This window comes from Streptomyces sp. NPDC026246, from assembly GCF_055567995.1.
In genome coordinates, this window is record NZ_JBVHPJ010000001.1 from 24,311 (window position 1) to 43,894 (window position 19,584).

Below are 19,584 nucleotides of genomic sequence, written 5' to 3' on the forward strand. Positions count from 1 at the left end.
CGCACGGCGGTCCCGGGTCCGTCCGGGGCCGCCCGCGGGGAAGGCGGGCACCGTCCGCCGCTGCCCGGGGCCATGCCTCCCTGCGCCCCCGGCCGCGTCAGCCGCGCGCCTGCCGCTGCGCGAAGGCCGCGCGCAATTCCGGTTCGCCGACCGCGTGGACGCCGCGCACGGCCACGGACGTGAGGTACGCACGGTCGTCGGCGGCGCCGTCCGCGGTGCGGGGCAGGGCGCCCAGCAGCCGCTGACCGGCCGGGGAGGCCCAGCGCGCGTACGGGTGCACCTCGATCCGGGCGACGGCGAGGCAGCTCAGGGCGAGGGTCAGCGGCAGCGCGAACCACAGCGCCACCAGGTGCCGCGGCAGGTCCGGCGGGACCGGCACCAGCAGCGCGAGCAACCCGAGACCGAGGACGGCCAGGGCGGCCCGGCGCACCTGACGGACCGCCGAAGCCACCGTCGTACGCGCGCTGTCGGGCACCGCGAGGCCCGCGCGGACCAGCCCGTCGGCGATGCCCCGCACTGCCTCCGCCGCGGCGGCCGTGGTGCGCACCGGCGCGATGCGGCACTGCCCCTCGGGGCCGATGGCCCCTATCACCGAGCGCTCCATGTCGTCCCGCCCCCGCGGGTCGACGACCGTGGCCCAGCCGGTGTGGGCCAGCAGCAGCCGGCGCTGACGGGCCATCGCCACCAGCGTCACGTCGGCGACCCGCCGGGGCCCGCCGGAGAGGAACGCCGCCTCGTACAGGGTGAGTTCGCGGTCCCGGCCGGTGTCGGTGCCACCGGCCGCGGCCCGCACGGCCGCCAGACACAGGCGGGTGCACGCCGTACCGGCCACGGCCCAGGCCGCCAGGAGGAGAAGGACCCAGAGCATATGTCGTTTGTATGTGACGCCGTCGGGAGAACACCATGCCTCGTCCACGATACGGACGCAGTGTTGCCGGGATGTGACGTTCCGTTCCACCTCTGCCCGGGGCGCCCGCACGGGGAGTTCGGCCACTAGCCCACCCGGGTCCTTTGCCACCGTCCGCACCCCGCCGCGGCGGTGCGTCCCGTGGCCGCCGCCCCTCCCATGGGCCATGTTGCTGACGGTCGAGCCGAACGGCTCACGGCCGAGAGCGAAGGAGGCCCCGCGGTGGGTGAGCTGTACATCGGCGGCGAGTGGACCCGGGCGGCGGCCGGCGGCCGCCGTGACGTGATCAATCCCTACGACGCCTCCGTCGTCACCACCGTCGACGAGGCGGACGCCACCGACGTCGACCGGGCCGTGACCGCCGCCCGCAGGGCCTTCGACCAGGGCGACTGGCCGGAGGCCCCCTCCCGCCGGCGGGCCGACCTGCTGCTGCGCGTGCACGACCTGCTCCTGCGCGACCGTGAGGACATCGCCCGCACCGAGACCCTCGACACCGGCAAGACGCTGACCGAGGCGCGGATCGACGTCGAGGACGTGGCCAACGCCTTCCGCTACTTCGCCGAGCTCGCCGGGAAGGACGGCGGCCGGGTCGTCGACGTCGGCCCCGGCGTCCTCAGCCGCGTCGTCTACCAGCCGGTCGGCGTGTGCGCGCTCATCGCCCCCTGGAACTACCCGCTGCTGCAGGCCTCCTGGAAGGTCGCCCCGGCGCTCGCCGCGGGCAACACCTTCGTGCTCAAGCCCAGCGAGACCACCCCCCTGACCACGGTCATGATGATGCGCCTCATCGAGGAGGCCGGCGCCCCGCCCGGCGTCGCCAACCTCGTGCTGGGCTCGGGCGCGACCGTCGGCGCCGCCCTGACCGACCACCCCGACGTGGACCTGGTGTCCTTCACCGGCGGCCTCGCCACCGGCCGCCGGATCATGGCCGCGGCCGCCGGCGGCCCGAAGAACATCGCCCTGGAACTGGGCGGCAAGAACCCCAACATCGTGTTCGCGGACGCCGACTTCGACGCCGCCGTCGACTACGCGCTCGACGCCGCGTTCCTGCACTCCGGCCAGGTCTGCTCCGCCGGTTCCCGGCTGCTCGTCCAGGAGGAGCTGCACGACCGGTTCGTCGACGCCCTCGCCCGCCGCGCCCAGGCCATCCGCCTGGGCGACGGCATGGAGGACGGCACCGAGAGCGGCCCGCTCAGCTCCGCCGAGCACCGCGAGAAGGTCGAGGGCTACATCGCACTCGGCCGGGAGGAGGGCGCCCGCCTCGTCACCGGGGGCACCCGGCCGAAGGACCCCGCCCTCAGCCGCGGCTTCTTCCTGCTGCCGACGATCTTCGCCGACTGCCACCGCTCCATGCGGATCGTCCAGGAGGAGGTGTTCGGCCCGGTCGTCACCGTCGAGCGCTTCGCCACCGAGGACGAGGCCGTCGGCCTGGCCAACGACACCCGCTACGGACTGGCCGGCGGCGTGTGGACCTCTGACGCGAGCCGCGCCCAGCGCGTCGCCCAGCGGCTGCGCCACGGCACGGTGTGGATCAACGACTTCCACCCGTACGTGCCGCAGGCCGAGTGGGGCGGTTTCGGCCGCTCCGGCGTCGGGCGCGAGCTCGGCCCCACCGGACTGCGCGAGTACCAGGAGGCCAAGCACATCTACCAGAACCTCGCCCCCGCACCCTCCGGCTGGTTCAAGGGCTGACCCGCGTCCGGCACCACCGCCCCGCACCGCACCCCGAGAAAGGCACCGCATGGCCACCCCTCCCGCGCACGGCGCCGAGTCCGCCTACGACTACGTCATCGTCGGCGGCGGCACCGCAGGCTGCGTGCTCGCCGCCCGGCTCAGCGAGGACCCCGACTGCCGCGTCTGCGTCATCGAGGGCGGCCCCAGTGACGTCGGCGACGAGCGCATCCTGCGCCTGCGCAACTGGATCAACCTGCTCGGCTCGGAGTTCGACTACGGCTACACCACCGTGGAGCAGCCCCGCGGCAACTCGCACATCCTGCACTCCCGGGCCCGCGTCCTCGGCGGCTGCTCCTCGCACAACACCCTGATCAGCTTCCTGCCGCTGCCGCAGGACCTCGACGACTGGGTGAGCCGCGGATGCGCCGGCTGGGACCCGGCCACGATCCTGCCCTACCGGCAGCGGCTGCAGACCGAGATCGTCCCGGTGGCCGAGGCCGACCGCAATCCCATCGCCGAGGACTTCGTCACCGCCGCCTCCCGCGCCCTCGGCGTCCCGGTCGTCGACGACTTCAACGCCGAGCCCTTCGCCGACGGTGCCGGCTTCTTCTCCCTGGCCTACCAGCCGGAGGGCAACCTGCGCTCCTCCGCGTCCGTCGCCTACCTGCACCCGGTGCTGCACCGGCCCAACCTCACGCTGCTGCTGGAGACCTGGGCCCACCGCATCGTCCCCGACGCGTCCGGACGGCTGACCCGCGTCGCGGTCCGGGGCGCCGACGGCGAACCCGCCACCGTCCGCGCCGAGCGCGAACTGCTGCTGTGCGCGGGCGCCATCGACACCCCGCGCCTGCTGATGCTGTCCGGTATCGGCCCCGCCGACGACCTGCGCGCGCTCGGCATCGACGTCCGGATCGACCTGCCCGGCGTCGGCGAGAACCTGCTGGACCACCCCGAGTCCGTCATCGTCTGGGAGACCGCCGGCCCGCTGCCGCCCAACTCCGCGATGGACTCCGACGCGGGCCTGTTCCTGCGCCGCGACAAGGGACAGCCGCGCCCCGACCTGATGTTCCACTTCTACCAGGTGCCGTTCACCGTCAACACCGAACGCCTCGGCTACCCGGTGCCGCCGTACGGGGTGTGCATGACGCCGAACGTGCCGCGCGCCCGCTCCACGGGACGGATGTGGCTGCGCAGCAGCAACCCCGCAGAGCATCCGGCCCTGGACTTCCGCTACTTCACCGATCCGGAGGGCCACGACGAGCGCACCATCGTGGACGGGCTGAAGGTGGCCCGCGAGGTGGCCGCGACCGCCCCGCTGCGCGACTGGCTGGTCCGGGAGGTCGCCCCCGGCCCGGACGTCGTCTCGGACGCCGACCTGTCCGAGTACGGCCGGCGCGCCGCGCACACCGTCTACCACCCGGCCGGCACTTGCCGCATGGGCTCACCCGACGACCCGATGGCCGTCTGCGACCCGGACCTGAGGCTGCTGGGCGCGCAGGGCGTGCGGATCGTGGACGCGTCGGTGTTCCCGACGATGCCCACCATCAACCCGATGGTGACCGTGCTGCTGGCCGCCGAACGGGCCGCGGACCTCGTCACCGGCCGCCCGGGTCCGGCCGAGCAGGGAACCCTGCGGTGACCCAGCCCTCCGCCGCCGCCTCCGGACCCGTCCCCGAGGGCGAGCGCGGCTCCGAGTTCCGCAAGGACATGGGCCCGTGGGCGAACTTCGCCCTCGGCTTCACGTACCTGTCCCCGGTGGTGAGCACCTACACCCTCTTCGGCATCGCGATCGTCGACGGCGGCCCGCCGATGATCTGGGCGTTCGTGCTGGCCGGGTGCGGCCAGTTCCTCGTCGCGCTGATCTTCGGGGAGATCGTCGCCCAGTATCCGATCGCGGGCGGCGTCTACCCCTGGGCCCGGCGGCTGTGGGGCAGGCGCTGGGCATGGATGACCGGCTGGGTGTACATGTGGGCGCTGCTGGTGACCATCACCTCCGTCGCCTACGGCGCCGGCCCCTACATCGCCATCCTCTTCGGCTTCGACGCCACGGTGCACACCACAGTGCTGTGCACCGCCGTGCTCATCGTCGTCGCCATCCTCATCAACTACATGGGCACCAAGGCCCTGTCGGCGGCGGCCATCATCGGCTTCGGCGGCGAGCTCATCGGCGCCCTCGTCGTCGGCATCTACCTGCTGTCCACCCACCGCCACCACAACGTGGGCATCATCTTCGACACCTACGGGATCGAGGAGAACGGCTCCTACCTGCCGGCGTTCCTGGCGGCCGCCATCATCGGCTTCTACCAGTACTACGGTTTCGAGGCCTGCGGAGACACCGCGGAGGAGGTCGCCCACCCGGGGCGCGTCATCCCGCGTGCGATGCGGCGCACCATCTACATCGGGGGCGCCGCGGCCACGTTCACCTGCATGTCGCTTCTGCTGTCGGTCACGGACTTCAACGCGATCATCTCCGGTGAGGTGGCCGACCCGGTGGTGAACGTGCTGTACGACGCCATGGGCGAGACCGGGGCCCGGCTGGTGATGGCCGTGGTGCTCATCTCCTTCCTGTCCTGCACGATCAGCCTCCAGGCCGCGGCCGGGCGGCTCATCTACTCCTACGCCCGGGACGAGATGATCGTCGGACACCGGCTGCTGCGGCGGTTCGTCCACGCCCGTGCGGTGCCCAGCTGGGCGCTGTTCGTGTCCGCGGCCGTCCCGCTGCTGATCGCGTTCGCCTCGCTGCTGTCCGAGGACGCGCTGACCAACATCGTCTCGTTCGCGATCCTCGGCATCTACGCCTCGTTCCAGATGGTCGTCCTGGCCGCCCTGCGCGCCCGGCTCAAGGGCTGGCGCCCGGCGGGGGAGTTCACCCTGGGCCGCTGGGGCACGGCCGTGAACGTCGGGGCGCTGGCCTACGGGATCTTCGCCATCGTCAACATCTGCTGGGCCCGTAGCCCCGAGAAGCCGTGGTGGGAGAACTGGATCGTCCTGCTGTGCGGCGCGGTCGTGCTGGGCACGGGGCTGCTGTACATGTTCACCACGCACCACTACGGCCGCGGCGACGCGGCCGCGGGTGACGCGGTGCCCGAGGAGAGCGGCACGGCCGGGCGTTAGCGCCGCAGCAGCACCCTGCGCGTGGCGCGGGCCAGCCGGTGCGCCGGGCGGCGGGAACGCGGCTTCGGCCCCGACCGGTCCAGCCACCACTCGCGCAGTTCCCGCCGGGCCGCGGCGTCGTCCGGCAGCCCGGCGGAGAGCAGGTGCCCGGCGAAGGACAGGGCGTCGCGCCGGTAGCCGCCGGTCATCGGCCGGGCCTGCGCGTACCCGAGGAACGCCGGGCGGTACCGCGGGCCGAGGATCTCCGGCAGTTCGGGCGCGACCTTCGCGACGACGTCCGCCCGCTTGGCGGCGAGTGCCCGCGCCTGCACACCGATCCGCACCCGGTCGAACCCCTCGGGCACGGGCGTCCCCGCGACCAGCGCCGACAGCAGCGCGGTCTGCGCGAGCCCGAGCCGCCCCCGCGCCTCGTCCGCACCGTCGGCGGCCCCCGGACCGGAGGCGCCCCCCGACGCCCCGGCCCCAGGCCCCCCGGCGGGGCCGCCCACCGGCAGGGACGCCTCGCCGGGACGGGGTACGGCGCGCGCGTGGGCAGGGGTGCCTACCTCGGTCTTCACCCGCTGCACCGCTCCCGCCTCCACGGCCCGGCGTACGGCGGCCAGTTCGCCCTCCAGTTCCGCCGGGGCCGGGAAGTTCTCGTCGCGCTCCAGCAGGACACCCGGCGGGCAGACCCGGGAGGCCAGGTCGGTCAGGATGTCCAGGACCGGCCGCGGGACGGGATGGGCGTGACTGTCGTGCCAGACGCCGTCGCGTTCGAAACCGCCGGCGACATGCACGTACGCGATGGCCTCCAGGGGCAGCTCGGCGAGGGCCTTGGCCGGGTCCTCGCCGCGGTTGACGTGGTTGGTGTGCAGGTTGGCCACGTCGATGAGGAGCCGCACGCCCGTGCGGTCCGCGAGCTCGTACAGGAACTGGCCCTCCGTCATCTCCTCGCCCGGCCAGGCCAGCAGCGCGGCGATGTTCTCGACGGCCAGCGGCACCGGCAGGGCGTCCTGCGCGATCCGCACGTTCGCGCACAGCACGTCCAGAGCGTCACGGGTGCGCGGCACGGGCAGCAGGTGACCGGCCTCCAGATGCGGCGTGGCGGTCAGTGCGCCGCCGGCCCGGACGAACGCGATGTGCTCGGTGACCAGCGGGGACCCCAGGACCTGGGCCCGTTCGGCGAGCGCGGCCAGCCGGCCGGGGTCGGGCCGGTCCGCGCCGCCGAGGCCCAGCGAGACACCGTGCGGCACCACGGTGACGCCGCGCTCGCGCAGCCGCAGCAGCGACTCGGGCAGATGCCCGGGGCAGACGTTCTCGGCCACGGCCTCGACCCAGTCGATGCCCGGCATGCGTTCCACGGCGTCCGCGATCTCCGGCCGCCACCCGATGCCCGTCCCCAGTCGTTCCATCGTTCCCCCTCCTCCACCCGGCCGATCCCCGGACGTGACGGGGGTATGGCCCAGCCGCTCGCGCCCGAACCCTCCCCGGTCCGGCTTCAGAGCAACATTTGAGGTTCGACGCGCGCGGTGGCCGCCGGACGCGACCGGCGACCACCGTCCCCCTGACCCGCCGGGGCGCTAGACCCTGCGCGAGGGGTGGTAGTTGAACACCGACCACAGGACGAACAGGCCGGTCACGATCATGATGATCGACCAGAACGGCTGGTACGGCAGCCACAGGAAGTTCGCGATCAGCGCCAGGCCGACCACGACCGCGCTGACGGCCCGCGCCCAGGTCGCGCCGGTGAACAGGCCGAACCCGGCGATCATCACGAGCAGGCCGACGATCAGGTGGATCCAGCCCCACGCGGTGAGGTCGAACTCGAAGACGTAGTCGCCGAAGCTCGTGTACACCTCGTCGTTGGCGATCGCCGCGATGCCCTGGAAGATCGCGAAGAAGCCGTAGACGATCATCAGGGTGGCGCCGAGGGCGAGACCGCCGGCCGCCCACGGGTCGCCGGAGCCGCCGGAGCCGCCCGGCTTCCGGTCGTCGGCGGGAGGGGCGGAGGGTGGGGGCGCGGCGCTGGTCATGGCTGCCTCCTGCGTCGGGGTTGTCTGTAACCCCACTGGAGCACCCGGCCGCGTCCGGCGCTCCCGCGATTGCTCCGAACGGGTGGTGGCCGCCGGCCGCACCGCGTCCCGCTACCGGCGCAGCGCCGGATGGTCGGCGACGACCGTGCACGAGCCGGGCGCGATCTCCGTGAACCCGGCGTCCCGGACCACGGGCAGCCCCGCGGTGGTCAGTGCGGACCAGCGGACGGGGTCGGCCGTGCGCACGGCCAGCGGGAAGCCGGCGTCCCGCCAGGCGGCCCGCTCGGGACCGGACAGCTCCCACCAGGCCAGCTGCGCGCCGTGGCCGGCCTGGGCCATCGCCTTGCCGGCCGACATGCCGAGCTCCGGGTTCAGCCACAGCACGACGGCGTCCGGGTCGGCGCCGGCCGGCTCCTGCGGATCGTCCAGGTCGGTGCCGGAGACCTGGAGCCGGGCGAGGTCCTTCGGCCAGCCGTCCAGGGGGACCGGCGGGAAGACCCGCACCTCGGCGGACTTGCCGGTCACCGTGATCCCCGGCAGGGCCCCGGCCCGCCGCCACTCGGCACCCCGCGCCCGGCGCACGACCTTGCGGATCCGGGCGTCCTGCCAGTCCCGCACGGCCGGGGCCCACTCGCCGTCGCCCACCGACCGTTCGTCGGCCAGGATCATCAGCACGGCCCGGGCGGCCGTCTCCAGCGCGTCGGTCCGCGCCGGCGGGTCCGCCCGCTCGATCCGCACGACCAGCGGCAGCACGAACTGCGGCGCCTCGTCACGCGGAGAAGAATCGGACCGGAAGGGACTGTCGCTCACGGGCGTCGGATCTGCGCTCACGCTCCCAGTCTGCCAGCCGGAAGATCGTACGAATGTGCGCTCAGCCCGAGCAGGACGTGCGTTCGGCCTCGCGCCACTCGCAGGTGGGGCAGTAGGTGATGCCCTTGTACGACTCCGGGTACTCCGTCGGCTCCCGGCACAACACACTCCCCCGCTCTCGGCTGCGCTCGAGCGGGGGGACCCCCATCGCGTACGGCGGCCCGTCCGCCCGGGGCGGCCTGGCCGCGTCGATCAGGCAGTAGTCGTCGTCCTCGCTCATGCCTCCAGCGTAGGACGGTCAGCGGTGATCGTCCGAGGTGCGGATCAGGTCGGACACCTTCACGAACCGGTAGCCCCGCTGCCGCAGCCCGGGCACGATCCGGCGCACCGCCCGCTCGGTCGCGGGGGCGGCACTGCGCGTGCAGTGCAGCACCACCACCGACCCCGGCCGCACCCCGTCCAGGACCTGCCGGACCACCACGTCCGGGTCGGTCTCGAAGGCGTCACCGCCGACGACGTCCCACTGCACGGCGGTCACCCCGGCCGGGGCCAGCGCCTTCAGGGCCCGCCGGTCGTAGCAGCCGCCGGGGAAGCGGAAGTAGGGCATCGGGTTGGGCACGCCCGCCGTGCGGAGCGCGGCGTACGCGCGCTCCACGTCCGGCCGCATGCGCGGGGCCGCCACCTCGGGCAGTCCGTAGCAGTCGCCGGTGAAGGCGTAGTGGCTGTAGGAGTGGTTGGCGACCTCGAACAGCGGGTCCCGGCCGATGGAGCGGGCCTGGTCGGCGTACTCCTCGGCCCACCGCCCGGTCATGAACACGGTGGCCGGGACCTTCAGCGCCCGCAGGGTCGCGATGAGCCGGGGATGGTCGAAGCGCTCGCCCGCCGCCGCCCGTTCCCCCTGTCCGGCGGTCATGTCGGCGTCGAAGGTGAGCGCCACCGTCGCGCCGCGGGTGCGGGGCCCGTGCTCGAAGACGGGGGTCAGGCCGGCGGGGCCGGGTGCGAGGGTCGGCGGCTTCGCCGGCGGCGCCGGCACCTGCACGGCGGTGGAGGCGGGACGCGGTGGCCGGTCGGCGCCGCAGGCGGCGAGGGTCGCGGTCAGGGCGCACAGGGCGGCGGCGCGGCGCAGAGCGGGGCGGCACAGGGGGACGCTCACCGTATGAAGATGTGACCGGGAGCGTCCCGCTATGCGTGACGGCCGTCGGTGTCACCCGGCCGTCAGATGTCGCGCTTGTCCAGCGGCTTGGTCGCCGGGCCCTGGATCACCCTGCCGTCGGTGTCGAAACGCGAGCCGTGGCAGGGGCACTCCCAGGCCCGTTCGGCGGCGTTGAAGTCGACCAGGCAGCCCAGGTGGGTGCAGCGCGCGGACACCGCGTGCAGGGCTCCGTCGTCGTCCCGGTAGACCGCGACCCGGTGACCGCCGGCGCGGACCACGGCGCCCTCGCCGGGCGGCAGGGACTCCACCGGCGGCGACGGCCGCAGCCGGTCGCCCACGAAGTGCCCGGCCACCTTGGCCTGGGTCTTCAGGAAGGACGGTGCCTCCCGCACGGCCGGCTTCACCCGGCGCGGGTCGTACAGCCCGCTCCACGCGCACTCCTCGCCGGTGATCTGCGCAGCGAGCAGACGCCCCGCCATGATGCCGCCGGTCATGCCCCAGCCGCCGAAGCCGGTGGCCACGTAGGAGTGCCGGGCGCCCGGGTGCAGCGGGCCGACCATCGGCACGGTGTCGGTCGGGGTGTTGTCCTGTGTCGCCCAGTGGTGCGTGACCTCCAGGCCGGGGAAGTGCCCGGTGGCCCAGGAGGTGAGGCGCTCGAAACGGGCCCGGGTGTCGCCCGTGCCCGGTGTGAAGTGCTCCCCGGTGACGATGAGCAGCCGCCGGTCCCCGCCCCCCTCGTAGGGCGCCGTGCGGACCGAGCGGGTGTTCTCGTCGGGTGTGATGTACATGCCGTCGGGGTCCTGCCCGGCCGGGAGGGTCCCGGCGACGACCAGCTCCCGCTTCGGGGTCAGCCGGGTGAACAGCAGCGCCCGGTCGAAGATCGGGTAGTGCGTCGCGACGACCACGTCCCGGGCGCGCACGGCCGCCCCGGTCGAGGTCGACAGCCGGCAGGGCTCGCCCTCCTCCATGCCGAGGACGGTGGTGTCCTCGAAGATCCGCCCGCCGTGCCCGGCGAGATCGGCGGCGAGGGCCAGCAGGTACTTGCGCGGATGGAACTGCGCCTGCCCGGTGACCCGGACCGCGCCGGCCACCTCGAAGGGCAGCCCGGTGTCCGTGACGAACGAGGCCGGCAACCCCGCCTCGGCCGCGGCACGCGCCTCGGCCCGCAGTTCCTCCACCCGGCTCGGGTCACTGGCGTAGGTGTAGGCGCTGCGGGTCTCCCAGTCGCAGTCGACACCCAGCTCGGCGGCCACGCGGGCCGCGTGCTCGATCGCCTCGGACTGGGAGCGGGCGTACAGGCGGGCCCCTTCGGGACCGCGCGTGCGGCGCAGCCTGTCGTAGACCAGGGAGTGCTGGGCGGTGACCTTGGCGGTGGTGTGCCCGGTGACCCCGGCGGCGACCCGCCCGGCCTCCAGGACCGCGACGCTGCGCCCGGCCCGGGCCAGTTCCCACGCGGTGCACAGCCCCGCGATCCCGGCGCCGATCACCGCCACGTCGACGTCGAGGTCCTCCGCCAGCGCCGGGTGCCGGCCCTCCGGTGCCGTCTCGAGCCAGTACGAGCCCCTGACCTGCTGCTTCTCGCTCATGGGCCATCGAGTACCCCGGCCGGCCCGCGTCAGTGCCGGACTGCGCCGCTTTACAGCCGGGACTCCGCGGGCGCCCGGCCGGCCGGATCACGCCTGACCGAGCGGTCGACGGCGGCACTCGGCCACGTCGAAGTCCGGCTCCGGGTCCTGCGGATCCATCTCCCTCAGCGGCCGGTTCGCGCACCCGGGCCACCCTTGCGTGCCGCGGGGCCCCACGGTTCGGCGCCCGGACGGTCGTACCGGGGCGCCGGGCCGGGCACCCGGCGCCCCTCGTACCGAAGCGGTCCCCCGGCTAGCGGCGCCAGGGTCCCGTCACCGCGAACGTCGTTCCCGGCGTGTAGCAGTTGACGTACATCGTCTCGCCGTCGGGGGAGAAGGTCACGCCGGCGAACTCACCCCACTCCGGTTCCCCGGGAGTGCCGATGTTCTGCCGGTTGCGGGCCATCGGGTAGACCTGGCCGCGCCGGGTCACGCCGAAGACGTGCTGGGCGCCGTCGCCGTCCTCGCAGACCATCAGGCCGCCGCTGGGCGCGAGGCAGATGTTGTCCGGTGACTCGCCCGGCATCTGCACGTCGGTGTCCGGGCCGAAGACGATCACCAGGGTCAGCCGGTGGCGCTCCGGGTCGTAACGCCAGACCTGCCCGTAGTGGTCGGCGGCCGAACCGTCCGACCGGTGCGCGAAGGACGACACGAAGTACACCGACCGGCCGCCCCAGTAGCAGCCCTCCAGCTTCTGCGCGTGCGTGATGCCCTTGCGGCCGAAGTCCTGGAACCGGATGGGCGTCTGCGCGGCCAGCGGGTCGGGTACGTCCACCCACTCGATGCCGTCGAACTCCGCGCCGATCTCCTGGACGGTCGACAGATCGGGCACGCCCGGCACCCGCATCGCCTGGAGCCGGCCGCCCGCGCGCAGCGAACCCCGGCCGCCCAGCGGCTTTCTCGGCAGGAAGCGGTAGAACAGGCCGAAGGGCTTGTCGAAGGCGTCCTCCGTCTCGTAGACCACGCCCCGGCGCGGGTCGACGGCGATCGCCTCGTGCTGGAAGCGGCCCATCGCGGTCAGCGGCACGGCCCCGGTGCGGTGCGGATCGACCGGGTCGACCTCGAAGATGAAGCCGTGGTCCTTGGTGTAGCCGTTGGTGCCGGCCTTGTCCTCGGTCTCCTCGCAGGTCAGCCAGGTGTCCCAGGGGGTGGGGCCGCCCGCGCAGTTCACGGCCGTGCCGGCGATCGCGACGCGCTCCGACAGGACGTGGTTGCGGGAGTCCAGCGTCAGCGCCGTGCAGCCGCCCTTGCCGGCCGGGTCGTAGGTGAGGCCCTCGACCGTCGGGACGGGGATCTTGCCGTTGGCGCGGTTCTCGTGGTTGCGGACGAGGTGGACCCGGCCGCCCCGGCCGGCGAAGGCCGACATGCCGTCGTGGTTGGAGGGGACGTCGCCCTCGCCCGAGCGGAGCCGGTCCCCCTCGCGGGAGAGGATCCGGTAGCGGAAACCTTCCGGCAGATCGAGGACGTCCTTCGGGTCGGGGACGAGCGGGCCGTAGCCGGTGCGGCCGAGGGTCTGGGCGGCGGCGGTACCGGCGAAGAGTTCGGAGAGGGCGCCGGAGAACGCGATCCCGACGCCCAGGGCGCCCGTCCCGGCGAGCACCTGACGTCGTGTGGCGGAACGACCGGTTTCGGTCATGGGAAAACCTTCCTGCTGGCGGACAGGAACTGTGATCCCGCTGTGTCTACCACCTGGTGCGGGCGGCGGGAACCACGCGGGCCGGGCGGGTCACCCCTCGACGGAGCGCCGCAGCTCCTCCAGGGCCTGGCCGGCCTGCTCGGTGCGGTCGAGAGTGTCCTCCACGGCCGCCTGCGAACCACCCTCATGAGCGCCCCTCTCGAGGAACCTCAGCAGTTCCACCGGGATGGGCAGCACCAGCGTGGAGTTCTTCTCCGCCGCGACGGCCATCACCGTCTGCAGCAGCCGCAGCTGCAGGGCCGAGGGCGTGTCGGCCATCTGCTGGGCGGCCTGGGACAGCTTCTTGGACGCCTGGTACTCGGCGTCGGCGTTGATCAGCCGGGCCCGCCGCTCGCGGTCGGCCTCGGCCTGGCGGGCCATCGAGCGCTTCATGGTGTCCGGCAGGGAGACGTCCTTGATCTCCACGCGGTCGATGGTCACGCCCCACTCCACGGCCGGGCTGTCGATCATCAGCTCCAGGCCCTGGTTGAGCTTCTCGCGGTTGGACAGCAGATCGTCCAGCTCGCTCTTGCCGATGATCGAGCGCAGCGAGGTCTGGGCCATCTGCGAGACGGCGAAGCGGTAGTCCTCGACGTTGACGACCGCGGCGGCGGGGTCCACCACCTTGAAGTACACGACCGCGTCGACCCGCACCGTCACGTTGTCGCGGGTGATGCCCTCCTGGGCGGGGACCGGCATGGTCACGATCTGCAGGTTGACCTTGCGCATCCGGTCGACCGCCGGGACGACCAGGGTGAAGCCGGGCCGCCGCACGTCGCCGTGCAGCCGGCCGAGGCGGAAGACCACACCGCGCTCGTACTGCTTGACCACGCGCGCCGCCGAGGCCACGTACACCAGGGCGCCCGCGCCCACCGCCGCCGCGGCGGCGATCAGCTCTTCGACCATGCCGACCTCCCGTTCGAGGTCCGGGTTCGTGCCTTTCTGCAACGATATGCCCGCACCTGGGGGCGAGGCCATGCCCCGGCGGCCCGGGCCGGACGCGGGCCGGCCCGGGGTGCGCGCGGAGGCCGTCGCGCGCACCCCGGGCCGGGGGAGGAGGGCGGCTAGGCGGGGGTGACCTCCTGGGCCGGGGGCGTGGCCGGTTCGCCCTGGGTGACCTTCACCGGCTCGGTGCCCGCGGTGCTGTGCCGCACGGCCCAGCTCTCCAGGGCCGTGCGGCAGGCGTGGTCCAGGTGGTGCAGGCCCGAGAGGTCCAGCTCGACGGGACGGTCCTGCGGGAGGGACTCCAGGCTGTCCAGGATCTTCGGCAGCCGCAGGAAGGTCGCGTTGCCCGACAGGTACACCTGGATCGGCCCGGCGCCCTTGTCGATGATGTCGAGCTTGACGTGCGAGGCGTCCCAGGCGGTCTTGACGACCGACAGGGCCAGACCGATGAGCACACCCTCGAACATGTTCACCGTGACGATCGACACGGCCGTGATCACCAGGATCAGCGCCTCCCCCTTGTGATCCCGCCACAGCGCCATGACCTGGCGGAACGGGATCAGCTTCCAGCCGGCGTGCACGAGGATGCCGGCCAGCGCGGGAATCGGGATCAGTGCCAGGGCCCACGGCATGGCGGCGGCGAACAGCAGCAGCCACACGCCGTGCAGCACCCGGGAGGCCTTGGTCCGGGCGCCCGCGCTCACGTTGGCGGAGCTGCGCACGATGACCGCGGTCATCGGCAGCGCGCCGAGCAGGCCGCACAGGGTGTTGCCCGCGCCCTGGGCGATCATCTCCTTGTTGTACTCGGTGCGCGGACCGTCGTGCAGCCGGTCCACGGCCGCCGCGCTGAACAGGCTCTCCGCCGAGGCGATCAGCGCGAACGCGACGATCGTGCCCCAGATCGCCGGGCTCGCCAGCTCGCCGAAGGCGTCCGCCCCGGGCGGCTGGACCACCCCGAGCAGGCCCTCCACCCGGACGGTGGCGACGGGCAGCCCGAAGGCGAGCGTGACGGCCGTGGCCAGGACGACCGCGGCGAGGGCGCCGGGCACGGTCCGGACGGCCCTGGGCATCTTCTTCCACAGCACGATGACGGCGACGGTGCCCGCACCGATCGCGAGGGAGGCCAGGGCCTTGGTGCTGCCGAACGCGTCGATGAACGCCCCGGGCAGACCCGCGATCTTGCCGAGCCCGGACTCCGGGGCCTTCAGACCCGCCGCCGCGTAGATCTGGCCGGCGATGATCACCAGCCCGATGCCGCAGAGCATGCCCTCGACGACCGAGACGGATATCGCGCGGAACCAGCGGCCGATGCCGAGGAAGCCCATGGCGAGCTGGAGCAGTCCGGCGAGCAGCACGATCACCCCGAGCGCGGCCACGCCGAACTCGGTGACGGCCTGGAAGACCAGCACGGTGAGACCGGCGGCGGGCCCGGACACCTGGAGGCTGCTGCCGGGCAGCAGCCCGGTGACGATCCCGCCCACGATGCCGGTGACGAGACCGAGCTCGGCGGGGACGCCGGAGGCGACCGCCACCCCGACGCAGAGCGGCACCGCGACCAGGAAGACGACGATGGAGGCGAGGAAGTCCTGCCTCAGATGAGGGAACTTCGACGTTGCGGACACCATGGTCACCGGCCTCCTCGGAGCGTCTCGAACGTGTCGGACTCCGCGCGGTGCTCCCGCACCACGCCGGTGTGGACCTCGTAGTACCAGCCGTGCAGCCGGAGATCGCCCGCCTGGAGGCGCTTGTCGACGCACGGGTGGGAACGCAGCCGCGTCAACTGCGCGAGCACATGGTGCTGTACGGCCTCCGCGACCGCCGGGTCGTCGGGGTCGGAGCACGTGGGCTCGTCACAGGCATGGGCGAGCCAGTCACGCACCGCGGGTACGGCGGTGAGGTCGTCGTGGCGCACCACGGCGCCGACGGCGCCACAGTGGGAGTGGCCGCAGACCACGATGTGCCGGACGCCGAGCACGTCGACGGCGTACTCGATGGTGGCGGCCTCCGCGGTGGGGTGACCGAGGGTGTGTGGGGGGACGACGTTGCCCGCGGTGCGCAGCTCGAAGAGCTCGCCGGGACGGGCGCCCGTGATCAGGGCCGGCACGACCCTGGAGTCGGAGCAGGTGATGAACAGCACGTCGGGGGACTGGCCCTCGGCGAGGCGGGCGAACTCCTCAGGGCGCTGTCCGAACGTGCGGGCGTTGTCGATGAGGGGCTGCATGGCGTGATGAATCCTCCTGGCGCGCAGTGGGGGCGCGTCGGACGGGCATGACGAAGGGTGGGGGGAGTGCTCCGCGGCTCAGCAGCGGAAGACCTGCAGCGTCGCCGGGGTGTGGGGCACCGGGGGTCTGGAGGCGGGCGCGGTGATGCCGCGGGCCGGTTCGGCCGTCGCCGGCGTGACGTGCGGCGGCAGCGGCCGGCCGGACGCCGAGGGTGCGCGGTCGGCGGGGTGGGACCGGGCACGGGTGCGCAGGGGACCGGTCGGGTCCCCGGGGTGTGCTGCGCGGCACGAGGTCGTCTCGTCCCGCAGGGCCTGTCCGGCGGGGGTGCTCGCGGGGCCCGGGAAGGCGGCGGGAGGTGTGGCTCCGGGGGCGGCCTTGGCCTGGGTTTCACGGAAAGTGTGCGCGGATGCGAACGATGCCGAGGGTGCGAACAGCAGGAGGGTCAGCGCGGCGGTGGCGAGGACCGACATCAGGGCCCGCACCGTCGTACCTCGGAACATGCGCCCCCCTTCACCGCGTCACACGCTCGGCGCGGACCGGCAGTTGGTCAACTGCTGGTCAAGAAACAACATTAACCCTGCAAAGTTGTTTGCAGGGTTAACTTAATGTTTCCGGCTGAAGAGAGCCTGAAAATCGTGGGTGGCTGGCCTGAAGCGGCGCCCACCTCACGCTCGTCGGTGCACGGCTGGGGCGACGGTCACCCGGAGTCGGCCAAGGTGCCCGCGTCACGGGCGAGGGCGGTGAGCCGGGATATGGCCCTGAAGTACTTCTTGCGGTAGCCGCCCTTCAGCATCTCCTCGCTGAAGAGCCGGTCGAACGGCAGCCCCGACGCCATCACGGGCACCTCACGGTCGTAGAGGCGGTCCGCGAGGACGACGAGCCTGAGCGCCGTCGACTGGTCCGGCACGGGCTGTACCCCGGTGAGGCACACCGCCCTCACCCCGTCGGTCAGGGCGCCGTAACGGCTGGGGTGGACGCGGGCCAGGTGCTCCAGCAGGGCGGGGAACGCGTCGAGGGAGGCGCCCTCGGTGGCGCGCGCCGTGGCGCTCACCTGCTCGTCCGAGAACGGCGGCGGTGCCTCGGGCAGCCCGCGGTGGCGGTAGTCCTCGCCGTCGATGCGCAGGGCGCGGAAGTGCGCCGACAGGCCCTGGATCTCGCGCAGGAAGTCGGCGGCGGCGAACCGGCCCTCGCCGAGCTTGCCGGGCAGCGTGTTGGACGTGGCGGCGAGCGCGACCCCCGCCTCGACGAGCTTGCCGAGCAGGGTGGACACCAGCACGGTGTCGCCCGGGTCGTCGAGCTCGAACTCGTCGATGCACAGCAGACGGTGGCCGGACAGGGTCCGCACCGTCTGCTGGAAGCCGAGGGCGCCGACCAGGTTGGTCAGCTCCACGAACGTGCCGAACGCCTTCAGCGAGGGTTCCGCGGGGGTGGCGTGCCACAGGGAGGCGAGCAGGTGGGTCTTGCCGACGCCGTAGCCGCCGTCGAGGTAGACGCCGCGCGGGCCCGAGGGGGCCTGCCGGGCCGCCCTGCCGAAACCGAACAGGCGCCGCCTGCCCGGGGCGGCGCCGCCGCCGAGCCCGGCCGCGAACCCCTCCAGGACCTCGACGGCCTCGGTCTGGCTGGGCTGGTTCGGGTCCGGGATGTAGGTGCTGAAGCGGACGGAGTCGAACCGGGGCGGCGGCACCATCTCGGCGACCAGGCGGTCCGCGGGCACGTGCGGCTCACGGGCGCACAGCGACAGCGGGGCCGGGTCGGTCACGGGGCCGGTTCCGGATGCGGCGGGGGAAGAGGACACGGTTCACCATGCTACGGCGCGTGGAACACTGCACGGCATGCGACGTCTGTTCCCTGTGACCGATGAAACAGCAGCTCCGGCGCCCGGCGGCGCGTCCGGCGAGGGAAGCGGACGGGAGTGGAGCCTGGCCGAACTGGCCGCCGCCTACGCCTATCCCGAGCCGGGCCCCGAGGGACCGGTGCCGTACCTGCGGGCCAACATGGTGTCCACGTTGGACGGGGCCGCCCAGCACGACGGCCGCTCCCAGCCCATCTCCGGCGCGGCCGACATGCGGATCTTCGGCACGCTGCGGGCGCTGGCCGACGTCGTGGTCGTCGGGGCGGAGACGGTGCGCCAGGAGGGGTACCGGCCCGCACGCGCGCGTGCCGACTTCGCCGCCGCCCGGGAGGCGGCCGGCCAGGGTCCCGCACCGGCGATCGCGGTCGTCACCGCCGGGCTCGACCTGGACTTCTCCCTGCCGCTGTTCACCTCCCCGCTGGTGCCCACGCTCGTCCTCACCGGCGCCGCGGCCCCGCAGGACCGCGTGGCCGCCGCGGAGAAGGCGGGTGCCCGGGTCGTCACCGCGGGGGAGGGTGTCGGCGTCGAGCCCGCCCGGGCCGTGCGGGCCCTGGCCGCTCTCGGCCACACCCGGCTGCTCACCGAGGGCGGTCCGCGCCTGCTGGGCCAGCTGGTGGCGGCGGGGGCGCTCGACGAACTGTGCCTGACCCTCGCGCCGATGCTCACCGCGGGCGACGCGCAGCGCATCGCCGGCGGACCGGCCGTCACCGTCCCGCACCGCTTCGCGCTGCTGTCGATGCTGGAGGAGGACGGTTTCCTCTTCACGCGGTACGGCAGGCCCGCGGCGCACTGAACCGCCGCAGCCGGGGTAGAAGGTGCCGGCGGCCGCGCGTGCGGCCGCCGGTTCGTCCGCGGGCGGCGCAGAGGGCCGCCACCGGACCGGGTGTGAGCGGAATGTTCCGTTCTGTTCGGTTTCCGCAGGGCACACTGAATCCGGCAGTACCCGTGCGATCACGGGGCAGGATGGTTTCCGCAGGGCCCGCCACGGCCCAGGCAGGAGTGGGGCCCCGAGGCCCCCGGAGCAGAAGGGGCGCCTGGTGTTCACAAGCGTTTTGATGATCGAGAAGGCCCTGACGTCCGCCGACGTGGAGTTCGTCACGACCTTGCACGGCGAGGAGGAGGTGACCTTCCAGGTGCTTCTCCAGCCGCGCGGCGAACAGGCGGACCGGCTGCTGCGGGCCATCGACGACGTGGCGCTCGGCGAACTGGACGAGGCCGTGCGCGAGGGCGAGACCCCGGAGGGCGAGGAGGCGCTGAGCGTGGGGCAGCGGGCGCTGGAGGTGTCCCTCGCCGCGCTGCGCGCCTCCGGGAGCCAGGCCCAGGGCCGGCTGATCGAGGACCATCCGCTGGACGCGCTGAAGTCCCTGGTCGCCGAGGTCGGGGCGGACGAGGTGATCGTGCTCACCGACCCGCACTACGTGGAGGAGTTCTTCCACCGGGACTGGGCCTCGCGTGCCCGGCACAAGGTCGGCGTGCCCGTGCTCAAGCTGTTCTCGCACAGCAAGGCGTAGAGCCCACGGCACCGGTCCGGGGTTGGCGCGGCCCCGGGCGCCGCTGAAATAAGGTGGGGGCCGCCCACACCCGTCACGCCGCACTTG

The 19,584-nt window shown here is 73.4% G+C and carries 18 protein-coding genes; 5 read left to right on the forward strand and 13 right to left on the reverse strand.

All coding sequences use genetic code 11. The features are described from left to right. Window positions 1-97 precede the first annotated feature (97 nt). On the reverse strand, window positions 98-868 hold the full coding sequence (locus tag ACZ4M5_RS00105) for a TIGR04222 domain-containing membrane protein (protein ID WP_467731398.1): 771 nt from the start codon (window positions 866-868) through the stop codon (window positions 98-100). Window positions 869-1,129: 261 nt separating this feature from the next. Here ACZ4M5_RS00105 and ACZ4M5_RS00110 point away from each other — a divergent pair, with 261 nt between their 5' ends. The 3 genes from ACZ4M5_RS00110 to ACZ4M5_RS00120 are packed head-to-tail and all read left to right on the forward strand — an operon-like array spanning window position 1,130 to window position 5,692. Continuing rightward, the gene (locus ACZ4M5_RS00110) at window positions 1,130-2,596 is read left to right on the forward strand and encodes an aldehyde dehydrogenase family protein (RefSeq protein ID WP_467731400.1); all 1,467 of its coding nucleotides are present in this window, start codon (window positions 1,130-1,132) and stop codon (window positions 2,594-2,596) included. Between the two features lie 49 nt (window positions 2,597-2,645). Beyond that, window positions 2,646-4,217, forward strand: coding sequence for a GMC family oxidoreductase (locus tag ACZ4M5_RS00115; RefSeq protein WP_467731402.1), 1,572 nt, complete (start codon window positions 2,646-2,648; stop codon window positions 4,215-4,217). Further along, window positions 4,214-5,692: an APC family permease gene (locus tag ACZ4M5_RS00120; RefSeq protein ID WP_467731404.1), complete on the forward strand. Its 1,479-nt coding sequence runs from the start codon at window positions 4,214-4,216 to the stop codon at window positions 5,690-5,692. Before ACZ4M5_RS00115 ends, ACZ4M5_RS00120 begins: the two co-directional genes overlap by 4 nt. Here the strand turns inward: ACZ4M5_RS00120 and ACZ4M5_RS00125 are convergent. From ACZ4M5_RS00125 to zapE, 12 genes are all read right to left on the reverse strand, one after another. Further along, window positions 5,689-7,083, reverse strand: a complete 1,395-nt coding sequence (locus ACZ4M5_RS00125; protein ID WP_467731406.1) for an MbnB/TglH/ChrH family RiPP precursor modification enzyme — start codon at window positions 7,081-7,083, stop codon at window positions 5,689-5,691. The two genes, ACZ4M5_RS00120 and ACZ4M5_RS00125, sit on opposite strands and share 4 nt — an antisense overlap. Window positions 7,084-7,251: 168 nt before the next feature. Then, window positions 7,252-7,704, reverse strand: a complete 453-nt coding sequence (locus ACZ4M5_RS00130) for a DUF7144 family membrane protein (RefSeq protein WP_467731408.1) — start codon at window positions 7,702-7,704, stop codon at window positions 7,252-7,254. Window positions 7,705-7,815: 111 nt separating this feature from the next. Next, a complete protein-coding gene (locus tag ACZ4M5_RS00135; RefSeq protein WP_467731410.1) occupies window positions 7,816-8,535 on the reverse strand; it encodes an aminoacyl-tRNA hydrolase in 720 nt (239 codons plus the stop codon). A gap of 40 nt (window positions 8,536-8,575) precedes the next feature. After that, window positions 8,576-8,794, reverse strand: a complete 219-nt coding sequence (locus ACZ4M5_RS00140; RefSeq protein ID WP_467731412.1) for a hypothetical protein — start codon at window positions 8,792-8,794, stop codon at window positions 8,576-8,578. Between the two features lie 18 nt (window positions 8,795-8,812). Further along, window positions 8,813-9,667 carry a polysaccharide deacetylase family protein gene (locus ACZ4M5_RS00145; RefSeq protein ID WP_467731415.1) on the reverse strand — a complete coding sequence of 285 codons (855 nt, stop codon included), beginning with the start codon at window positions 9,665-9,667 and terminating at the stop codon, window positions 8,813-8,815. A gap of 62 nt (window positions 9,668-9,729) precedes the next feature. Next, window positions 9,730-11,253, reverse strand: a complete 1,524-nt coding sequence (locus tag ACZ4M5_RS00150; protein ID WP_467731417.1) for an FAD-dependent oxidoreductase — start codon at window positions 11,251-11,253, stop codon at window positions 9,730-9,732. Window positions 11,254-11,545: 292 nt separating this feature from the next. Then, a complete protein-coding gene (locus ACZ4M5_RS00155; protein ID WP_467731419.1) occupies window positions 11,546-12,928 on the reverse strand; it encodes a PhoX family protein in 1,383 nt (460 codons plus the stop codon). Window positions 12,929-13,018: 90 nt separating this feature from the next. Further along, window positions 13,019-13,873 carry a slipin family protein gene (locus ACZ4M5_RS00160; protein ID WP_467732804.1) on the reverse strand — a complete coding sequence of 285 codons (855 nt, stop codon included), beginning with the start codon at window positions 13,871-13,873 and terminating at the stop codon, window positions 13,019-13,021. 158 nt (window positions 13,874-14,031) lie between these two features. Then, window positions 14,032-15,537 (reverse strand): SulP family inorganic anion transporter, encoded by a 1,506-nt coding sequence (locus tag ACZ4M5_RS00165; protein WP_467731421.1) that lies wholly within the window; start codon window positions 15,535-15,537, stop codon window positions 14,032-14,034. Between the two features lie 2 nt (window positions 15,538-15,539). Next, window positions 15,540-16,133, reverse strand: a complete 594-nt coding sequence (locus tag ACZ4M5_RS00170; RefSeq protein ID WP_467731423.1) for a carbonic anhydrase — start codon at window positions 16,131-16,133, stop codon at window positions 15,540-15,542. Window positions 16,134-16,211: 78 nt separating this feature from the next. Further along, entirely contained in the window at window positions 16,212-16,634 is a 423-nt protein-coding gene (locus tag ACZ4M5_RS00175) for a hypothetical protein (RefSeq protein WP_467731425.1), read from the reverse strand. Window positions 16,635-16,831: 197 nt separating this feature from the next. Further along, window positions 16,832-17,929 carry a cell division protein ZapE gene (gene zapE / locus ACZ4M5_RS00180; protein WP_467731426.1) on the reverse strand — a complete coding sequence of 366 codons (1,098 nt, stop codon included), beginning with the start codon at window positions 17,927-17,929 and terminating at the stop codon, window positions 16,832-16,834. A gap of 37 nt (window positions 17,930-17,966) precedes the next feature. On the opposite strand from zapE, the gene ACZ4M5_RS00185 reads away from it, so the two are divergent. Both ACZ4M5_RS00185 and ACZ4M5_RS00190 read left to right on the forward strand, forming a co-directional pair. Next, complete coding sequence (locus ACZ4M5_RS00185; protein WP_467731428.1) at window positions 17,967-18,779, forward strand: pyrimidine reductase family protein; 813 nt, start codon at window positions 17,967-17,969, stop codon at window positions 18,777-18,779. Window positions 18,780-19,023: 244 nt separating this feature from the next. Continuing rightward, window positions 19,024-19,497: an indole-3-glycerol phosphate synthase gene (locus tag ACZ4M5_RS00190; RefSeq protein ID WP_467731430.1), complete on the forward strand. Its 474-nt coding sequence runs from the start codon at window positions 19,024-19,026 to the stop codon at window positions 19,495-19,497. Window positions 19,498-19,584 lie beyond the last annotated feature (87 nt).

What these genes read in the sequence shown, in the direction of transcription:
- ACZ4M5_RS00105 (WP_467731398.1), bottom strand. Translation starts at nt 868, where the DNA reads ATGCTCTGGGTCCTTCTCCTCCTGGCGGCCTGGGCCGTGGCCGGTACG.
- ACZ4M5_RS00115 (WP_467731402.1), top strand. Translation starts at nt 2,646, where the DNA reads ATGGCCACCCCTCCCGCGCACGGCGCCGAGTCCGCCTACGACTACGTC.
- ACZ4M5_RS00125 (WP_467731406.1), bottom strand. Translation starts at nt 7,083, where the DNA reads ATGGAACGACTGGGGACGGGCATCGGGTGGCGGCCGGAGATCGCGGAC.
- ACZ4M5_RS00130 (WP_467731408.1), bottom strand. Translation starts at nt 7,704, where the DNA reads ATGACCAGCGCCGCGCCCCCACCCTCCGCCCCTCCCGCCGACGACCGG.
- ACZ4M5_RS00140 (WP_467731412.1), bottom strand. Translation starts at nt 8,794, where the DNA reads ATGAGCGAGGACGACGACTACTGCCTGATCGACGCGGCCAGGCCGCCC.
- ACZ4M5_RS00150 (WP_467731417.1), bottom strand. Translation starts at nt 11,253, where the DNA reads ATGAGCGAGAAGCAGCAGGTCAGGGGCTCGTACTGGCTCGAGACGGCA.
- ACZ4M5_RS00155 (WP_467731419.1), bottom strand. Translation starts at nt 12,928, where the DNA reads ATGACCGAAACCGGTCGTTCCGCCACACGACGTCAGGTGCTCGCCGGG.
- ACZ4M5_RS00160 (WP_467732804.1), bottom strand. Translation starts at nt 13,873, where the DNA reads ATGGTCGAAGAGCTGATCGCCGCCGCGGCGGCGGTGGGCGCGGGCGCC.
- ACZ4M5_RS00165 (WP_467731421.1), bottom strand. Translation starts at nt 15,537, where the DNA reads ATGGTGTCCGCAACGTCGAAGTTCCCTCATCTGAGGCAGGACTTCCTC.
- ACZ4M5_RS00170 (WP_467731423.1), bottom strand. Translation starts at nt 16,133, where the DNA reads ATGCAGCCCCTCATCGACAACGCCCGCACGTTCGGACAGCGCCCTGAG.
- ACZ4M5_RS00175 (WP_467731425.1), bottom strand. Translation starts at nt 16,634, where the DNA reads ATGTTCCGAGGTACGACGGTGCGGGCCCTGATGTCGGTCCTCGCCACC.
- ACZ4M5_RS00185 (WP_467731428.1), top strand. Translation starts at nt 17,967, where the DNA reads ATGCGACGTCTGTTCCCTGTGACCGATGAAACAGCAGCTCCGGCGCCC.